Source organism: Paenibacillus sp. plas6 (genome assembly GCF_057221655.1).
In genome coordinates, this window is sequence record NZ_CM170151.1 from 3,629,479 (window position 1) to 3,648,050 (window position 18,572).

13 protein-coding genes and 1 pseudogene are annotated in these 18,572 nt (G+C 38.3%); 13 read left to right on the plus strand and 1 reads right to left on the minus strand.

Going from position 1 to position 18,572, the window contains the following annotated elements; translation table 11 throughout:
- The first annotated feature begins 23 nt into the window (after positions 1 to 23).
- The 12 genes and pseudogenes from AC2TDL_RS15950 to AC2TDL_RS16005 all read left to right on the plus strand — a co-directional run bounded on the left by AC2TDL_RS15950 (position 24) and on the right by AC2TDL_RS16005 (position 15,521).
- On the plus strand, positions 24 to 1,787 hold the full coding sequence (locus AC2TDL_RS15950; protein WP_484697056.1) for an extracellular solute-binding protein: 1,764 nt from the start codon (positions 24 to 26) through the stop codon (positions 1,785 to 1,787).
- Positions 1,788 to 2,337: 550 nt separating this feature from the next.
- On the plus strand, positions 2,338 to 2,808 hold the full coding sequence (locus AC2TDL_RS15955; RefSeq protein WP_484697057.1) for an acyl-CoA thioesterase: 471 nt from the start codon (positions 2,338 to 2,340) through the stop codon (positions 2,806 to 2,808).
- Positions 2,809 to 2,935: 127 nt separating this feature from the next.
- Positions 2,936 to 3,325: an FxsA family protein gene (locus AC2TDL_RS15960; protein ID WP_484697058.1), complete on the plus strand. Its 390-nt coding sequence runs from the start codon at positions 2,936 to 2,938 to the stop codon at positions 3,323 to 3,325.
- 69 nt (positions 3,326 to 3,394) lie between these two features.
- On the plus strand, positions 3,395 to 5,494 hold the full coding sequence (locus AC2TDL_RS15965) for an RNA degradosome polyphosphate kinase (RefSeq protein WP_484697059.1): 2,100 nt from the start codon (positions 3,395 to 3,397) through the stop codon (positions 5,492 to 5,494).
- A 157-nt stretch (positions 5,495 to 5,651) separates the two neighbouring features.
- Positions 5,652 to 7,445: a histidine kinase gene (locus AC2TDL_RS15970; protein WP_484697060.1), complete on the plus strand. Its 1,794-nt coding sequence runs from the start codon at positions 5,652 to 5,654 to the stop codon at positions 7,443 to 7,445.
- Positions 7,446 to 7,452: 7 nt separating this feature from the next.
- On the plus strand, positions 7,453 to 9,051 hold the full coding sequence (locus AC2TDL_RS15975; RefSeq protein WP_484697061.1) for a response regulator transcription factor: 1,599 nt from the start codon (positions 7,453 to 7,455) through the stop codon (positions 9,049 to 9,051).
- 145 nt (positions 9,052 to 9,196) lie between these two features.
- Positions 9,197 to 9,886, plus strand: coding sequence for a helix-turn-helix domain-containing protein (locus tag AC2TDL_RS15980; RefSeq protein WP_484696083.1), 690 nt, complete (start codon positions 9,197 to 9,199; stop codon positions 9,884 to 9,886).
- Between the two features lie 20 nt (positions 9,887 to 9,906).
- Positions 9,907 to 10,776: pseudogene (locus AC2TDL_RS15985) on the plus strand (IS3 family transposase); the annotation flags it as partial.
- A gap of 211 nt (positions 10,777 to 10,987) precedes the next feature.
- Positions 10,988 to 12,283 (plus strand): ABC transporter substrate-binding protein, encoded by a 1,296-nt coding sequence (locus AC2TDL_RS15990; protein WP_484697062.1) that lies wholly within the window; start codon positions 10,988 to 10,990, stop codon positions 12,281 to 12,283.
- A gap of 71 nt (positions 12,284 to 12,354) precedes the next feature.
- Positions 12,355 to 13,266, plus strand: a complete 912-nt coding sequence (locus tag AC2TDL_RS15995; protein ID WP_484697063.1) for a carbohydrate ABC transporter permease — start codon at positions 12,355 to 12,357, stop codon at positions 13,264 to 13,266.
- 13 nt (positions 13,267 to 13,279) lie between these two features.
- The gene (locus AC2TDL_RS16000; protein WP_484697064.1) at positions 13,280 to 14,110 is read left to right on the plus strand and encodes a carbohydrate ABC transporter permease; all 831 of its coding nucleotides are present in this window, start codon (positions 13,280 to 13,282) and stop codon (positions 14,108 to 14,110) included.
- 142 nt (positions 14,111 to 14,252) lie between these two features.
- Positions 14,253 to 15,521, plus strand: a complete 1,269-nt coding sequence (locus AC2TDL_RS16005; protein ID WP_484697065.1) for an ABC transporter substrate-binding protein — start codon at positions 14,253 to 14,255, stop codon at positions 15,519 to 15,521.
- A 68-nt stretch (positions 15,522 to 15,589) separates the two neighbouring features.
- On the opposite strand, the gene AC2TDL_RS16010 is transcribed toward AC2TDL_RS16005, so the two are convergent.
- Entirely contained in the window at positions 15,590 to 17,116 is a 1,527-nt protein-coding gene (locus AC2TDL_RS16010; protein WP_484697066.1) for a Ppx/GppA phosphatase family protein, read from the minus strand.
- A 284-nt stretch (positions 17,117 to 17,400) separates the two neighbouring features.
- Between AC2TDL_RS16010 and AC2TDL_RS16015 the strand changes: the two genes are divergently transcribed.
- Complete coding sequence (locus tag AC2TDL_RS16015) at positions 17,401 to 18,513, plus strand: citrate/2-methylcitrate synthase (protein WP_484697067.1); 1,113 nt, start codon at positions 17,401 to 17,403, stop codon at positions 18,511 to 18,513.
- The last annotated feature ends 59 nt before the right edge of the window (positions 18,514 to 18,572 follow it).

Genomic DNA, 18,572 nt, shown 5'->3' on the forward strand with positions numbered 1-18,572 from the left:
TAAATTTTGCGAGGGGTTTTGATATGAAAAAGTGGAAATCTCGAATAATGACATTAGGAATAGTTTTTGTTCTTTCTTCTTCACTCTATGCGTTACCTAGTTCAGCAGCTAGTACCAAGATTGCTCAGCAAACGCAAGTGATTTTTAATGGCGAGCTGATTGAGTTCGAACCGACTCCTTTTATCCAGAGGGGTGTAACAATGGCTCCTGCAAAAACATTGTTAGAACTACTTGGATATAAGGTCTATTGGGATGAGCAAAAGGAACAGCTACTTGCATATAAGCAAGGCAGAGAGCTGATTTTGCAAGTCGGTCAGCAGCAAGCGACTGTTAACGGTGTTGGGACACAGCTTCCTTCGCCAGCCGTGATTGTGCAAAATCAACTATTTATCCCGTTACGCTTTATTGCTGAATTAGATAAAGCCGTTGTAAAATGGGATTCACGCAATCGAGCAGTAACCATTGAACATATTGAGCCAATAAAGATTAGTATTACACTTCCATTTCAGCAGACAGATGGGGAGCAAGAGTTGCAAGAGCAATTTGAAAAGTTTACAGGACAGTTTGAACAAGACCATAACGTTAATATTGATTTGATTTTTGTACCAAATACGAACTATCAGGACAAATTAAACCTGATGATCGCTGCAGGAGAAAGAATTGATTTGGCTTATATGCCTAATCCTTACATATATCAGCCTCAGTTATTCCAAGCGATTACGAAGAATTTAGAAAGTGAGCTATCAAAGTATCCAATGTTAAGTAAGCTTCCTGAGCAAAGTATAGAGCAGTTAAAGCGAGCATTCAATGGTGTTTATGGTGTGCCAAAGCTAGCATCAAATGTTGATGGCATTTTTCCAGTTTTAAATCAAGCATGGTTAGATGCATTGGGCTTAGCTCAGCCAACAACGATGGATGAACTATATATTGTTTTACAGCAATTTGCTCAATATGCTCCTGATGCTATCAATAAAAAAGATACTTATGGATTAACAGGTTACATCGGTACTGAGGATTTAGGATCTTTAGCTTGGGTTGAGCATGTCTTTAATGAAACACCATCTCGCTATGAACGACAGGGAGATAAAATTGTTGATTTAGCATTGCAAAAAGGAACTCGGGATGCTTTAAGTTGGTTGCAAAAGGCATATGCTGAAGGTTTACTTGATCCTTCCTTTACTACCCATTCAAAGGATGAAGCATTAAACGTATACAAGGAAGGCAAAGCAGGAGTTGCAGCAATGACGTTTGCTGATGCTGCACGTTTAACAACATTCGACTTAAAAGTCTCACCTTTAGTCGCCTTGCAGCATAGTGCAACTGCTAAAAAGGTAACAGCAACAAGCTTACCTTACAACGGAATTTATTATATTAGTAGAAATTCGAATGAAACAAATACAGCTGCATCATTAGAAGTGTTAGACGCATTATACGCGCTTGCGAACGATAGCAATGCTGATGTGAAGCAACGAGCTGTAGCTAAAGAGCTTGTTGGTTCACCGACAATAGAGTTGACAGAAGCAGACAATCAAACCAAAGCCTCCTTTGCCAGCATAGAAAAAGCGCGCAGCGAAATTGCTACAAAACCATTGCTTGAGGCCGAATTGCATTACAAACTTACTCGTGAACAGCTGGAACAAAAAACTATACTGGATGAGCAAATGACAGAAGTTAAAATAAAAGTCATCAAAGGAGAATACACACTAAACGATTGGGATAACTTTATAGCTAAACTAGCGACAGACAGTGATTATATCGCCATTATGGAGGCATTTAACCGCAAGTAACCAGATCCCGCTAATAAGTGACCAAGCAGTGCAAGGCAATAAAGCCAATGCACTGCTTGTTTTTTTGCATCAAGGCCCCACCAGCGAAGCCCAACCTCCTCAAAAATCGACTTATTCCGCAAGGAATGCGGAGCATTTTTGAGTAGGAGGGCGAAGCGCTGAGATAGGTAGAAGCAACGAAGCGAGTACTAAAAAATCTCCAGTGCTGCAACTCCTATAACTCCAGCGAAGCCCAACCTTCTCAAAAATCGACTTATTCCGTAAGGAATGCGGAGCATTTTTGAGTAGGAGGGCGAAGCGCTGAAATAGGTAGAAGCAACGAAGCGAGTGCTAAAAAATCTCCCGTGCTGCAACTCCCATAATAACACCAGCGAAGCCCAACCTCCTCAAAAATCGACTTATTCCGTAAGGAATGTGGAGCATTTTTGAGAAGGTAGGGCGAAGCGCTGAATGTGGAGCATTTTGAGGAGGTTGGGCAAAGCTCCCAACATTGCACAGCCATAAGCAACTTGATTATAATCGTAATAAGAAGCAAAAAAGGAGAGTTAATATGAATAATAAGTGGTACGTTCATCCGATTCGCGTAAGATACCAAGAAACCGATCAAATGGGAGTTGTTTTTCACGGAAATTATGTAACCTGGTTCGAAATTGGACGTACTGAATGGATAAGAAATTTTGGCATTACCTATTCAGATATTGAGCAAAAAGGGTTGCTCTTACCTGTTATCGATCTCGAAGTAAGCTATGTGCTGCCTGCAAAATACGACGATACAGTGATTATATGTACGAGAATGAAGGAGTTTTCACAATTGCGGATGGAATTTGAATCACAGGTTAGACGTGTAACAGCGGAGCATTTTGTTACAACACAATATGATGCTGTGGAGCAATTACCTGGCGAGTTGCTTGTATACGGTGGAACGAAGCATGTTTGGGTAAATCAAGACTTCCGTCCGACAAGACTTGGGAAAGTTTATCCAGAGTTAATGGAAATACTAAGTAATTCAGAAATGAAATGACTTGGAATGATAACGAGCAATAATAATATAATGAACCAAACCGTAAAGCCAGCCTGTCTAGCTCGAATAATGCCTTATTTCAGTTTATTCTGAGCATGCCAGGAGGGCAAAGAAAGGTGTGAAACACATGAAAAAATGGCTGCCTGCAATCATTATTTTATACCCGCTACTTGAAATTTGGGGGATTTTACTGGTCGGTGACTGGATAGGAGGATGGAATACGTTCTCGCTCATTATTTTACTTAGTTGTATTGGTGCATTTGCCGCAATTTCAGAAGCAAGAAAAGTATTAGCACAAGCGAGAATGCAAATGGAGCGGGGACAAATTCCAGGTCGATCTTTAGTGAATGGCGTCTGTGTGCTAGTCGGCGGTTTATTACTCGTTATCCCTGGTTTTTTCTCTGATATTATCGGGATATTACTGCTTATACCTTATACGCGTCGTATATTTGAAGGCATTATTCTTAAGTGGATAGAAGCAGCAATGAACAGTGGCAGATTCATGATTCGCTTTTAATTATTCGAGTATAGTTTAACAGTTACATGCACCAGTCTTTTTAACGACTGCTGCATAGGGGGAAAACGTATGTCGAAGACGATATCACCATATATAAATCGGGATTTAAGTTGGGTTGAATTTAATCGCAGAGTGCTCCAGGAGGCACAGGATGAGGAAAATCCTTTACTTGAACGCGCTAAATTTTTAGGAATTGTCTCAAGTAATTTAGATGAATTTATGAGCGTTCGAGTAGCTGGCATTCACGATCAAATTCGTGCAGGGCTCTCGAAAACAGATTTTACAGGATATTCTCCAGCTGGCTTATGGAAGAGGTTGTTAAAGCGCACGAAAGATATGGTAACTGAACAATATCGCACTTATCGTGAGGTTATTAAATGCTTGCAAAAGGAAGATATTGTAATAAAACAATTTTCTGATCTAACAGCTACAGCACAACGAGCGATGGAGGAGTATTATAACGAAATTGTCTTCCCGGTCATAACACCAATGGCAGTCGATCAAAGTCGACCATTTCCACATGTACATACGCTGGAGCTTTATCTTGCGGTAACGCTTGGTAAGGAAGGTGATGATCAGGAAGATGAGCCGTTATTTGCGATTATCCAAATTCCTTCTATATTGCCGCGCTGTGTACCAGTACCTGGTCGCAGTAATCGCAAAAAGCAGGAATTTATATTGCTTGAAGATATTATTACTGCTTTTATTGACACCTTATTTGCTGGCTATAAGGTATATTCCGTTAGTCCGTTTCGTTTAACGCGCAATTCGGATTTATCGATTGATGAAGAAGGCGCTGAAGATTTATTAGAGGAAATTGAAAAAGAGCTGCGTCGGAGAAAATGGGGAGCGCCAGTCCGCTTAGAGGTGGAAGAAGATATTGATCCGTATGCATTGCAGATCCTTAAGGAAGAGCTTGAAATTGATGATGGGTTGTTTATGATAGATGGTCCGCTTGATTTAAGATTTTTAATTAAGTTGTCAAATGAGGTTATTGGTCATGAGCAACTGCGCTATAAAAAATTTGACCCTCATTACCCGAAGGAGTTTGATCAAGATAAAGATATAATGGATGTTATTGCAGAGCGGGACGTGCTGCTCTACCATCCATATGAATCGTTTGAGCCGGTAAATGAATTTGTATGGGAGGCTGCTCAAGATCCGAATGTACTGGCCATAAAAATGACGCTATATCGCGTTAGCGGACAGTCGCAATTAGTAAAAGCGTTGGAATTTGCTGCCGCTGCGGGCAAGCAGGTAACAGTCATTGTCGAGCTAAAGGCGCGCTTTGACGAAGAAAATAATATTGCTTGGGCGAAGCGCTTAGAAAAAGCTGGCTGTCATGTTGTCTATGGCTTAGTAGGTTTAAAAATCCATGCCAAGCTGCTGCTGGTTGTAAGACGTGAAAAAAACGGCTTAAAGCGATATGTGCATGTTGGAACTGGAAACTATAATGAAAATACAGCTAAGCTGTATACAGATATTGGGCTAATGACAAGTAATGATATTATCGGAGCGGATACGTCAACGTTATTTAATGAAATTACAGGCTATTCTGCGCCACGTAATTGGGAAGCTTTAGCGGTAGCGCCATCGGGTTTGAAGAACAAGCTGCTGGAACTAATTGAACGTGAAATTGAGTATGCGCGTGCAGGAAAACAGGCTAAAATTATCGCCAAAGTGAATAGCTTATCTAATCAAGAGATGATCGATAAGTTATATAAAGCTTCGCAGGCTGGAGTGCAAATTCAATTAATTGTTCGAGGAGTTTGTTCGTTAAGACCAGGAGTTCCCGGCTTAAGTGAAAATATAAAAGTGATTAGCATAGTTGACCGGTATTTAGAGCATTCTCGCATCGTTTATTTTTGGAACGATGGCAATGAGGAAGTCTATTTATCTAGTGCTGATTGGATGACACGAAATTTAGAAAAACGTGTGGAACTGTTATGCCCAGTATTTGATAATAGGCTAAAAGGAATTTTAATCGGCTTACTAAATTTAAGCTTAGCAGATACGGTGAAGGCTAGGGTGCTTAAAGTTAATGGGCAGTATGAATATCTAAAAGATGTTAAAAATCAAAGTAGTGGCTTCCGCAGTCAATTTGAGGCACAAAAGGTTGAACGCTGGAAATACAGTCAAGTCAGTCATGCTTTAATAACGAACAAATGATAAGCGATTCAAGCAGGTTAGGGTTGTTATGATCCGAAAAACAATGATCATAACAGCCTTTTTTGTATTTATTTTATCTTTTAATTCTGTCACAGCCCTTTACTTTTATAGAGAGAACAGAGTATAGTCATATTTACAGTGGAGGTGAAGGATTGCTGTGATAAGGCGCAAAAAAATGATTAGCATCAAAACGAAGCTGCTATTGTTAATGCTTGTTCTAGTAATTATTCCTCTAGTTATTATGTTTTTTAATTCCTTTTATTCTTCACAGCAATTGTTGGAAAGAAAATATACAGAGCTGCTGCAAGAGCTATCCGCTCAATTAAATATGAGAGTGGAGGAATTTTTAGAGGAAACGAAAAAGATTTCTCTAGTTACAAGTTATGGAATAAATAGTTATATTTCAGTGGTAGATCAAGGAATTTCACCAGTGCATAATTATTTATTAAATGATACGAAGCAGAATGAAAATCAAGCTATTCAATTGCTGCTGAATTATATTCGACTTAAAAATGATATTTTCTCTATTTATGTATACAATTTAAATGGCGGAAATGATTTGCTGAATAGCACAAAAAATACGATTAACTATGATTACAATCCGCGTGATGAAGCGTGGTTTCAGCAGTTTTTAGCATCGGATGATATAATGAGAAATACTTCTAGCTTAATTGATAAGCAAATTAAAGAAGAAAATCATTGGGCAATTCTCCATCTGCGAAAAATTTTCGATATGAATAATGGCAAGCTTTTAGGAGTAATGGTTATTAGCATCGATATCGATTTTATTCATCGCTTAAATAACTCAGTAAATAAAGCGAATGCGCTTACTTATACCATTGTTGATAATAATCAACAGATTGTATATGCAAACCAAACTCAATGGATTAAGCAGCCAATTAATGATTTATTGCCGTTAGATGATGAATTTGTCCATAGCAAGAATCAAAATACAATAATTCATATTGATGGAAAACAGCAAATTATTGTTAGTACTCCGTTAGAATCGTTAAATTGGACAAGCTTTATTTATATGCCGGTCGATGAAATGGTGCTTGAAGGTAAATGGTTTATTAAAAATGCAATAATTCTTGCAATCGGTTTACTTTTATTTTCAATTATAAGCTCAGTATATCTTACGTCGATTATTACTAGACCAATTAAGCGTTTAATGAGCAATATCGTTCTTGTTGAAAAAGGTAAGTTTGATAATTTAGCGAAAGTGAACTCCAATGATGAAATCGGTATTCTTGCCCTTCGATTTGAACAGATGTCAAGCGAGCTAAAGCAGCTTGTTGAGCGCATTTATCAGGAGGAGCAAGAAAAGAAAGAGGCGGAAATTAGAGCATTACAGGCACAAATTAATCCTCATTTTTTATATAACACATTAAATTCAGTAAAGTGGATTGCCTCTATGCAGCGTTCGGACAAAATTGTGGAAATGACAGAGGCATTAATTGGTCTGTTACGTTATTCATCACAAACGAGCAGTCCGCTTGTTAGGTTGGAGGATGAGTTAAAGTCCATCGACAACTATTTAGCGATTCAAAAGGTAAGATATTTTAATAAATTTGATGTCTATTATGATGTAAATGAACAGTTATTAGATGTATTAATTCCTAAGCTCGTCCTGCAGCCGATGGTGGAAAATGCTATCTTTCATGGCTTAGCAGATGTTGACTACGAGGGATTCATAGAAATTAAAGTTAGCGAAAATGAAAAAGGAGATGTGCAAATTACAATAGCGGATAACGGTCGCGGTATGGATGAAATTACTGCCCAACGATTAGAAGAGAAATTAATGAGTGTTCAAACCTCTGATGATCATATAGGCGTAAAAAATGTACACTCTCGTATTCAACATTACTATGGGCATCGTTATGGCTTAAGCTTTAAAAGTGAGCTAGGAAAAGGCAGTCAATTTACGATCATTATTCCAAAAAACAGGTGATAGACGTATGATTAGCGTAATTATTGTTGATGATGAGCTATTAATGAGAATTGGACTAAAGTCGATGATTGATTGGGAAGAGCATGGATTTAAAATAGTAGCCGAAGCAACAAATGGTGAGGAAGCGCTGCAACTGATCGATAAATATAATCCTGATCTGGTCATTACGGATATTGTTATGCCAATTGTTGATGGGTTGAACTTAATCCGCAAAGCGCAACAAACCCATCCAAATTGCATGTTTATCATATTAAGCTGTATGGATGAATTTAAATATGCCAAGGAAGCAATTCGCTTAGGAGCACTTGATTATTTAATTAAAAGTGATCTAAAGCATGATCAATTATTTGAGGCTTTAGAAAAAGTTAAAAATAAAAAAATGTTGCAGCAAAGTCAGTCCAATACGAAGCTGTTAAACGGTCATTTTTATGAGAGTATTGGATATTTAAAGGAAAACTTCTTCAAGGAACTGTTAAGCGGCTTTGTTCATGAATCAGAAATCATTAATCGTGCTAAGCAGGTACAGTTTCAGGTCATCGATGGACCAATGTGTTTAGTAAAGTTTAGTATTAATCAATTTCATCATATTCGGCAAAAGTATGTTGAACAGGATGAAAAGTTACTCCGTTATTCCATTGTTAATATTTTAGAGGAAGTTATCCCACGCAAGTATAAACGAGAAATTGTGATTCAAAATTCGGCACATTATTTCTGCTTGCTGAGTATGGAATTATTTGATAATGTAAAGCAGCTTGATTCTATTTTTCGCAAAGTAAAATTAACCATTAAAGAGTTTCTAAAAATAGATCTAGGAATTACGGTTAGCCCAATTATTGAAAAGTTATTTGATATTCGCTGCGCATATCAGAAAATCGAAGATGCGCTGGAAGAGCATTTCTTTACGGATGATTCGACAATTATTTATGTCAACTGTGAAACGGATAAAGGAAAAACACCGCGTCTAGAAAGCTACTCCCTCAGCAATGAGTGGCTTTCTAAGCTACGTGAATGTATTGAGCTAAGAGACGAAAAAGCTTATGACTTGCTAGAGGACATTCGTCAGTCGCTGATAACCGAAAACGTTTCTGAACAGGGCGTGCGAAAAGTCTATTTGTCATTGTTTAGCTTAATTACTTCTTGCTTCCCGATGCTGCCAGATGTTCAGGAAGGTGATTTATCCCCGTATGAACAGCTTTTGAATGCTGATAAATTGAGCTCAATTCATCAAATGGTAGTTCAATATTTGGAGTTGCTTCAAGAGTATAATAAGTCAAAAATGGTGGAAGCAACGAGCTATAGTGAGCAAGCTAAAAAAATATTACAGGCGCAGTTTCACAATGATATATCGCTGCAATCGGTGGCAAAGGAGCTAAATGTTAATCCCTCTTACTTAAGCCGAGTTTTTAAGCAGGAAACGGGAGATACGTTCGTTAATGCCTTAACGAAGATTAGAATTGATCATGCACAGAAGCTGCTGCGCAATAGTAACTTAAAAATCTATGATATTTCGGCACAATGCGGCTATCAAAATACTGCTTATTTCAGTAAGCTGTTTAAAAAAGTTACAGGCTTTTCACCTGAGGAATTTAGAGTGCAATGTCTTTAATCATTCCTTGAAATGAACAAAAAAGGGCTAAAGTAAAAATAAGAATAGAAAAAGTAATGAAAAGACGTGCAAATTTTGATATGCTCCCCTCAAAGTAGACACCTGAAATAACAAAAATCAGGACTACTTTTGAGGGGAGTTTTCTATGAGTAGAAAAGGAAAAGGAATTAGCTATGAACTAAAATTAGAGGCAGTAGAAAAATATCTCCGTGGACAAGGAAGTCTACGAAGTATTGCACGTGAATACGGAATCGGGAAAACTACTTTTCGGCAGTGGATCGCGAATTATGAATCCATGGGTCCATCAGGACTTCTCACTACGAATACAAACAAACGATATATTGCAGGGTTGAAAACCGCAGCGGTCCAAGCATATCTTCGTGGAGAAGGAAGTCTGGAGGAGATTTGCAAGAAATTTAAAATCCGTAGTAGAACACAGCTTCGCAACTGGATCACGTTGTATAATAATGGTCATATAGATCGATGGGAAAAAAGCCAAGGGAGAGGGTTCTATATGACCAAGGGACGAGCTACCACATTGGACGAGCGAATCGAAATGGTAAGCTTCTGCTTAGCTAAAGGCAAAGACTATGGCTTAACCATGGAGAAGTACAACGTATCCTATCAACAGATTTATAGCTGGGTACGTAAATACGAAGAACGAGGTGTAGATGGACTCATTGACAGGCGGGGGAAACGTAAAACGCTAGACGAAATGAGTGAAGTCGAACGGTTACAGGCAGAGAATAAAATGCTTAGAGCCGAAATCGAACGAAAGGAAATGGAGAATGCGATCTTAAAAAAGCTTCAGGAAATCGAAAGGAGGCGGTACTAAGCGGAGTACGCCAGGAAAAGCTTTACCTAGTTGTAAAAGAGCTTCATGAACAAGAAGGATATCCGATCGCAAAGATTTGCGAGTTCCTGGACTTAAACAGATCATCCTACTACAAATGGCTACGCCGCGAAAAAAGTGCTCGGGAGCGAGAGAATGAAGACTTGCTCCACAAGCTTGGGGCTATCTACGCAGAAGTTTATGGGATATATGGATATAGGCGACTGACAGATGAACTGAACGCAAGGTACGAGACCCAGTACAACTACAAGCGAATTTACCGCCTGACTCAGCTAGCTGGCATCAAAGCGGTGATCCGGAGAAAGCGTCCACATTACCAGCGTTTCACACCAGAGGTTACGGCAGAAAACATATTGAATCGAGACTTTACGGCTGAGAAACTAAATGAGAAATGGTTAGCTGATGTCACAGAATTCAAGTATGGCAATAACGAAAAATTGTATTTAAGTGCGATTCTCGATCTGAAGGATAACAGCATTATCTCCTTTGCCATGGGCAAGAGCAATAATAACCGACTAGTATTCGACACCTTTGACTTAGCCGTATCCAGATACCCTGATGCACGCCCCATCTTTCATAGCGACAGGGGATTTCAGTATACCAGCAAACAATTTAAAGCCAGATTAGACAAGGCGGGGATGGCGCAGAGCATGTCGCGTGTAGGTCGTTGTATCGATAACGGCCCAATGGAAGGGTTCTGGGGCATCCTCAAATGTGAGATGTACTACCTGAACGGACATTTTGAGAATTACGAAAGCCTTGCTAAGGCAATTGAGGACTACATACACTTTTACAATTACAAGCGTAGACAGAAAAGGTTAAACAAGCTGCCTCCGATGACCTACCGTCAGCAGCTTGAAAATGCAGCATAAAAATGGACCCCGTAATTAACGGAGTCCAGACATTACGATTTTTGTTATTTCTACTGTCTACTTGACAGGGAGCAGTTCATTTGATGCGCGTCTTTTCTGTTTTGAAAGCGGTAAAAAAAACAATATGTTTCGTAAAGTTAGTTAATTTTCTAAGGCTCCTATAATGTTTAAGATAAAAATGTAACACAAATCTTTTTAGGGGGCATGGAAAATGAAAAAGAAATTATTTTCGATGTGGACACTTGTATTGGCACTGTTAGTAGTTATTACTGGTTGCTCTGGCAATTCCGGAAACAGCAATACAAGTAGCAGCAATGCTCAAAATTCAGGCAACAGCTCCGGCAGCGACAAGCAAGTTACACTGAACTATGCATTGTGGGATTCCAATCAAGCAAAAGGCCTGCGCGTCATTGCTGATGAATTTGAAGCAGAAAACCCTAACATTAAAATTAATATTTCAGTGTCAGGGTGGGGCGATTATTGGACAATGCTTGAAGCAAGTGCAACTGGCGGCTCCTTACCTGATGTGTTCTGGATGCATTCGAATGAAATCTATCGCTATGCATCAAATGGTTTACTTTATGATGTGACTGAGCTTGCTGCTAACAGCGAGATGGTTGAAATGGATAAGTTTCCAGAAGGACTTGTAAACCTTTATCAATTTGACGGTAAACAATTTGCGATTCCGAAAGACTATGACACAATCGGTCTTTGGTATAACAAAAAATTATTTGATGAAGCAAACTTGAGCTATCCTGACGAAACTTGGACTTGGGATGATTTATACAATGCTGCGAAAACGCTTACTAAAGACGGAGTTTACGGTATATTAACACCTTTATCTAACCAAGAAGGCTACTATAACTTCGTTTATCAAAATGGCGGAACAATCATTACAGATGATAAACGTTCAGGATATGACGATCCAAAAACGATTGAAGCATTGGAATATTATATTAATTTTGTAAGAGAAGGATTATCTCCAGAAATTTATAGCGATGGTGAAGCAGTAGATTCAATTAAAAATGGATTAGCAGCTATGGGGATTTTCGGTTCTTGGCAATTGTCAGGCTTTAATGAAAGTGACTTTATGAAAGAAAACTTCGATGTAGCAGTATTACCTAAAAAAGAAAAACAAGCGTCAATCTTTAATGGTTTAGGTCATGCAATTGCTCATAACACTAAATATCCTGAAGAAGCATGGAAGTTTGTAGAGTATTTAAGCTCCAAAAAAGGTCAAGATCGTCAAGCTGAGCTAGGTATTGCAATCTCAGCATATAAAGGCTCTGATGATTTATGGGTGTCATCTAATACAAACTTTAATGTTAAAGCATTTATCGATATGGTTGATTATGCAGTAATTCGTCCTTATTCTAATACAACTGTAGTTTGGGAAGATAAAACGAAAGAAGCTTTGAAACATGCGTTCACAGGCGCGAAAACGGTGGAAGAAGTTGCGCTAGATGCAGCTAAAGTAATGAATGAAAGCCTGAGCACTGAAAAATAGTTAAAGCTAGATTACAGTCGAGGTGGTTTACATTTAAGCAAATCACCTCGACTTTATAGGAGATGAAAACGATGAGCAAAAGAGTTAACACGAAATTCTCCAAGGCGACGCTAAATGAATGGTTCTGGGGTTGGTTTTTAATTTTGCCAACTATCGCAGGATTAATTATCTTAAACATCATACCTATCTTTCAAACATTGTATTTAAGCTTTTTTAAATCAGGTGATTTCGGCAAAGGAAATATATTCGTAGGATTCGATAACTATGTACGTTTATTTAACGATCAACAAGTTTGGTACGCTGTTGGCAATACGTTGCTTTATGCAGTTATGGTTGTGCCAATCAGTATTGTTATCTCACTTGTAGTAGCAGTAATGCTAAATGGAAATATAAAAGGGAAATCAATCTATCGTACCATTTATTTTATTCCGATGATTGCTGCGCCAGCTGCAGTAACAATGGTATGGAGATGGCTATATAATTCAAACTTCGGCTTAATTAACGTTATTTTGCAAAAACTAGGCTTTGATAAAGTGGAGTGGACGGTAAATCCTAACATTGCTTTAATTTCAATTGCAATTATTGGGATATGGAGTGTTATTGGATATAATATGGTTCTATTTTTAGCAGGCTTGCAGGAGATTCCGCATGACTATTATGAAGCTGCGGCGATTGATGGAGCGAACAAAATCCGTCAGTTTTTTGTAATCACTGTGCCATTAGTAACACCAACTTTGTTCTTCGTATTAGTAACCTCAATCATTCAAGCTTTGCAAGTATTTGACGTTATTTATATGATGATCGATGTATCTAATCCAGCTTATGAACGTACCGTTTCCTTAGTATATTTGTTCTATAATAATTCCTTTAAGTATATGGATCGCGGTTACGGTTCGGCAATTGTTATGCTTCTATTATTAATTATTATGATCATTACTGTGATTCAAACTAAGACACAGAAAAAATGGGTTAACTATATGTAAAGGGGGAGAAACGATGCGAGAAAGCAAGCTACGGAATAAGCTCATAGTACATGTTATTCTAATCATTGGTGCGGCTCTTATGATCCTGCCCTTTTTATGGATGGTATTAACCTCGTTCAAAAGTGTCTCAGAATCAACATCAATGAATCCATTTGTATTTTTTCCAACGGTGTGGCGCTATGAAAACTATATGAAGGTGTTTGAGCAGAACGACTTTGTGATCCTATATTTCAACACAATAATGATGATGCTTTTCAGGGTAGCAGCTGCGGCATTATTTAGTACAATGGCAGCTTATGCCTTTGCCAGACTGAATTTCCCAGGAAAAAATATTGGCTTTGGTCTTGTATTGTTCCAAATGATGGTGCCGACGCAAATTTTCATCATTCCGCAATATTTAATGATAGATGCGATGGGAATGAGAAATACGATATTTGCCCTAGTTTTCCCAGGACTCGTCAGTGCATTTGGTACTTTCTTATTGCGCCAATTCTTTATAGGGTTGCCGAAAGAACTTGAAGAAGCGGCAAAATTGGATGGCTGCAATATCGGTCAAACCTTCTTGTTTGTTATGCTGCCGTTGGCACGCTCCGGGGCAGTGGCATTAGGTATCTTCACAGCATTGTTTGCCTTTAAAGATCTGATGTGGCCAATGATTGTCAATACGAATGCAGAGGCATCGACTTTATCTTCAGCTTTGGCAAGAATTCAAAGTGCATACTCTGTTAATTATCCTGAATTAATGGCAGCTGCAGTAATTGCTATTTTGCCAATGCTTATCATTTATTTAATCTTTCAAAAACAATTTATTCAAGGGATTGCTACTTCTGGCGGTAAACTGTAAGCTTGATTATCGCAAGGAAAGATGCAGCTGCAGTCGTAATAAAGAGCGTATATGCGATATACGCTCTTTATTTAATTCATATGTATGCGCTGCCCTTTGCCATGTTATGATATAGACAAGCTGAAATAAAGGGGAATTCACTATGATGAAAAGATTGAACTGCACATTTTCTATATTGGTTCTCATATTACTAATCGGATGCAGCAACAACTTACAAAATGAGCCAGTAGAAAGCCTTGAACAGGATTCAGTAACGCTTACTTATGTAAGCTACTTATTAAATGATGCTCAGGCTGGTTCTATTTATAGGGATATCATAAGTGAATTTGAAGAGCAAAATCCTGGGGTTCGAATTAAGAATGAATTTATTCAAAATACGCATTATACAAATCAAGTGAAAATAAAATTGCTTGGCGGTGAGCAGATTGACGTCTTTGATCTATGGTCACCTAGTTTATTTGAAGAATTAAGGAATCTTGATCCTAATATTTATTTAAGCTATAGTGACACGGAATTTTTATCAAACTTTTTGCCGCAAACATTGGAGCCTGTGACTCGCAATGGCAAAGTTTACGCTGTGCCTGAAGTAATGCATACAGACGGCTTATTATTTAATGAAGCGATGTTTGAAAAATATGGCTGGAACATACCTAAGACGTGGGAAGAATTTATTCATCTTTGTAATACGATAAAAGAGCAGGGAATTATTCCAATTGCCATTGATGGAGAATGGGACACTTCGCAATTTTTCTGGGGCTCGATGATGACAAATAATGGAGCAGATGAGACTTGGACGAGAAAGCTGGAGAACGGAATAATTTCAATTCGTGATCCTATTTTTATAGATTCTATTCAAAAACAGCGTGAACTGATCGAAAAGGAATTTGTGCCTAAGGATTGGTTTAAATTAAAAAATGAGCAGGCGAAAAGTTTAATTTTTCAAGAAAAAGCAGCAATGATTATTACAGGGACTTGGAATATTATTAGTTTTTTGAATCAAAATCCAGATATGAAAATCGGATTTATGCTCGTTCCAGGCGAGCAGCAAACGATTCCTAATCTAAATGTCGGTGGCTATCGAGTAATTCATTCGAAAACGGAATACCCAGAGGAAGCAGAGAAATTCGTGAAATTTATGAACAGTAAGCAAACGCTGCAAAAAATTGCAGATCGCTCATTAGCTGTTTCTTCATTAAAAGAAGCTCAAATAGAAAATGAGATTGTCGCCAAAATTGCTGACGTCATTACGAATGAGCAAACGAAGCTCTATTGGCCTCATACGGTTTCAACAGAAACTTTACAAGTCAAAATATTAGAAGAGGTTAATCAATATTTAATGAATGGTGATTTGGAAAAAACTCTTGCGGAAATAGATAAAGCTATTGAACAGGCACGTATGAACCGTCAGTAATTAGCTAAGCCTTTAATAAAGGGAGCAAAGCAAGCTCTGCGCAAGTTGACTTACTTTACTCCCGTTTTTTACTTCGCAAGCTGTAGTTGCAGCACTGGCTTTAATCCCCATTGCTTTTTGAAATCATTAGCCAGTTCCTCTACTTTATGAACTTCAAGCTCTAAATCAGTATGAGCATCTGTTACTGTAATCAGCAACTGCCCATCGCTTTTGTTAAGCTGCAATTGCTTAATGCTTTGCGTTTCACTGCGATCGAGTGCTACGGCGAGCTGGAGCAAGCTGCCTAAGCGATAAACGATTTCTAACTCATAGCTCGTAATAAGCTGAGTATAGTGCTTAAGTTCAGCCTTTGCTTTACTTTTGCTGCGAAATGATGCAATTGCCGCAACTAGCAATATTTCTTTATGCGTTAAGCCATTCAAATGAGAATGGATAATAAGGTAGAACGTATGTTGAGCGAAATTATAGTATTCTATAGTCGCTCCTATTCGATATAGTTTAGCAGCTGTATTGAGATAAAGAGCAAAAAGCTCCTTGCCTTGATTATCCTCAACTAAAAAATTAAGCAGCTCATTAACTAGTCTAGTAATATGGTCGATATGAGCTCTTGGCACAACAGTATGAAGTGATAATATGTTTTCAACACTATAAGCTAATGGATTGTCATGCTGCGGCTGCTCGGGGAAAAATAGCTTATGGAATACCCCGTCACGCAATCCAGCTCCGCAAATTAAATAATGGGTAGCTTGAATATATTGAAAAACGGTTGTCATAATGGCAAGACCAGGAACAATGACATCAACACGATCCTTGCTTAGTCCTGGCACTTTTTTTCGTTTATCTTGAGGCAATCCGCGAAGCTCCTCGAACAGCATTTGTACATTTTCATTTGTCAGCGGATAGTTATGTGTTTGCGCAAATGGATAATCGATTGAGGCTTGATGTATTTTTCCAAGTGCACGGGCTGTTCCTCCTACCGCAATTAACGGAAGATGTGGAAAGCGCGAAATCCATTCATGCTCAGACAGTGACTTTAATATTTCTTGCTTTAACTCATTGAATGCTTCATTCGTTAATCCTTGCTTACTGTCATACTTTTTATTTAGATTGACACAGCCAAATGAAAAGGAGAAGCTATGCACGATTTTACGATCTAAAAATAGCGTTAGCTCGGAGGAGCCACCGCCTATATCAAGTAAAAATCCATTTTGTACGGATAAGGAATTAATCATGCCCAAAAAGCCGTATTCAGCCTCTTCTTGTCCTGTTAAAATACGAATCTTCAACGAAGTATGCAATTCTACTTGTTGAAGTATTTCTTCCTGATTCGTAGCATTGCGTATCGCAGCTGTTGCAATAGGAACGAGAGCATCAAGCTGGTATTGCTTAGCGAGCAATTGAAAGATAGACAGCGTTTCAATTAATGCTTGGATTCCTTCCGGGCTTAATTCGCCACGTTCATTTATTTTGCTGCTTAAGCGGGCTGAGCGCTTGCTACCGTCTACGACTCGATAGGCGCCATGCTCCGTTTTTTCATAGATAACAAGACGAATTGAGTTCGAGCCGATATCAATAATGCCATATCGTTGAGACATTTTATTCCTCCAGTATGTAATCTTGTTCAATAGTTTATCATAATTTTTCGAAACTTTTTAACTTTTTACAGCGAAAAGCGACATTTCTTTTTTCTATATGTTAATTTATGCTATAATAAACGAGCTATCTTTGCTGATACATTTTATCAATGAAGGCGATAAAGCATTTCTATCTTTGCTTATGTTCACTTTTTTGACAAAATCCTATATCATTGAATTTGGATGAGTTTAGATAAGTCTTTTTATATTGATATTAAAATTTTAATAAAAAAGGAGAGGGAACGATGACGGCAACAAAAGGTCTTGAAGGTATTGTAGCAGCGCAATCCTCTATCAGTTCCATTATTGATGGAGTTTTAACATACCGTGGGATTAACATTGATGAGCTTGCTGAGAAAGCTTCATTTGAAGAAGTTGCTTATTTATTATGGTATGGAAAGTTACCTAACCGTGCAGAGCTTGCGGATTTGCAACAGAAGATTGATCAGTATGCTGCGCTTCCTAGTGAAGTTATTGAAGCTATCAAACTATTTCCTAAAGATACTAATTCAATGGCTGCGCTTCGTACAGCAGTATCTTGCCTTTCTCTTTATGATCCACTTAGTGGTGATTCATCTCCTGAAGCGAACCAACTGAAAGCGATTAAATTGCATGCCCAGCTTCCAACTGTTGTTGCAGCATTTTCTCGCATTCGCCAAGGTTTAGAGCCTATTGCACCGAAAAAAGGCGTTTCAATCGCACATAATTTCTTATATATGCTTACTGGGGAAGAACCTGAACCTGTTGCTGTCAAAGCTTTAGATCAAGCACTAGTGTTACATGCTGATCATGAGCTGAATGCATCAACGTTTGCAGCTCGAGTAACAGTAGCGACTTTATCTGACATATATTCTGGTGTGACGTCTGCCATCGGTGCCTTGAAAGGACCACTTCATGGCGGCGCAAATGAAGCTGTTATGATTATGCTTGAGGAGATTGGCTCTAAGGATAATGTAACTGCTTATATAGATAATGCTTTAGCAAATAAAGTGAAAATTATGGGCTTTGGTCATCGCGTATATAAAAACGGTGATCCTCGCGCCAAGCATTTGCAAAAAATGTCCTACGAGCTTAGCAAGCTGAAAGGCAATCTAGAACTATATGAAATGTCCACACTTATTGAGGAGCTTGTTACAAGTCGCAAAGGATTAAAGCCTAATGTTGACTTCTACTCCGCTTCTGTGTACACTGCTTTAAAAATTCCGCGTGATTTATTTACGCCGCTTTTTGCAATTAGCCGTGTAGTTGGTTGGACTGCTCATATTCTAGAGCAATATGAAAATAATCGTTTAATTCGTCCGCGTGCAGAGTATATTGGACCTGTTCAAGCAAAATATATTCCACTTGAAGAACGTTAAGCGATTACACATTGTTTAAAATGTTTGTTACATTTTTGTTAATATAAGGAGGATTTTTT

What these genes read in the sequence shown, in the direction of transcription:
- AC2TDL_RS15950 (WP_484697056.1), top strand. Translation starts at nt 24, where the DNA reads ATGAAAAAGTGGAAATCTCGAATAATGACATTAGGAATAGTTTTTGTT.
- AC2TDL_RS15955 (WP_484697057.1), top strand. Translation starts at nt 2,338, where the DNA reads ATGAATAATAAGTGGTACGTTCATCCGATTCGCGTAAGATACCAAGAA.
- AC2TDL_RS15960 (WP_484697058.1), top strand. Translation starts at nt 2,936, where the DNA reads ATGAAAAAATGGCTGCCTGCAATCATTATTTTATACCCGCTACTTGAA.
- AC2TDL_RS15965 (WP_484697059.1), top strand. Translation starts at nt 3,395, where the DNA reads ATGTCGAAGACGATATCACCATATATAAATCGGGATTTAAGTTGGGTT.
- AC2TDL_RS15975 (WP_484697061.1), top strand. Translation starts at nt 7,453, where the DNA reads ATGATTAGCGTAATTATTGTTGATGATGAGCTATTAATGAGAATTGGA.
- AC2TDL_RS15980 (WP_484696083.1), top strand. Translation starts at nt 9,197, where the DNA reads ATGAGTAGAAAAGGAAAAGGAATTAGCTATGAACTAAAATTAGAGGCA.
- AC2TDL_RS15990 (WP_484697062.1), top strand. Translation starts at nt 10,988, where the DNA reads ATGAAAAAGAAATTATTTTCGATGTGGACACTTGTATTGGCACTGTTA.
- AC2TDL_RS15995 (WP_484697063.1), top strand. Translation starts at nt 12,355, where the DNA reads ATGAGCAAAAGAGTTAACACGAAATTCTCCAAGGCGACGCTAAATGAA.
- AC2TDL_RS16000 (WP_484697064.1), top strand. Translation starts at nt 13,280, where the DNA reads ATGCGAGAAAGCAAGCTACGGAATAAGCTCATAGTACATGTTATTCTA.
- AC2TDL_RS16005 (WP_484697065.1), top strand. Translation starts at nt 14,253, where the DNA reads ATGATGAAAAGATTGAACTGCACATTTTCTATATTGGTTCTCATATTA.
- AC2TDL_RS16010 (WP_484697066.1), bottom strand. Translation starts at nt 17,116, where the DNA reads ATGTCTCAACGATATGGCATTATTGATATCGGCTCGAACTCAATTCGT.
- AC2TDL_RS16015 (WP_484697067.1), top strand. Translation starts at nt 17,401, where the DNA reads ATGACGGCAACAAAAGGTCTTGAAGGTATTGTAGCAGCGCAATCCTCT.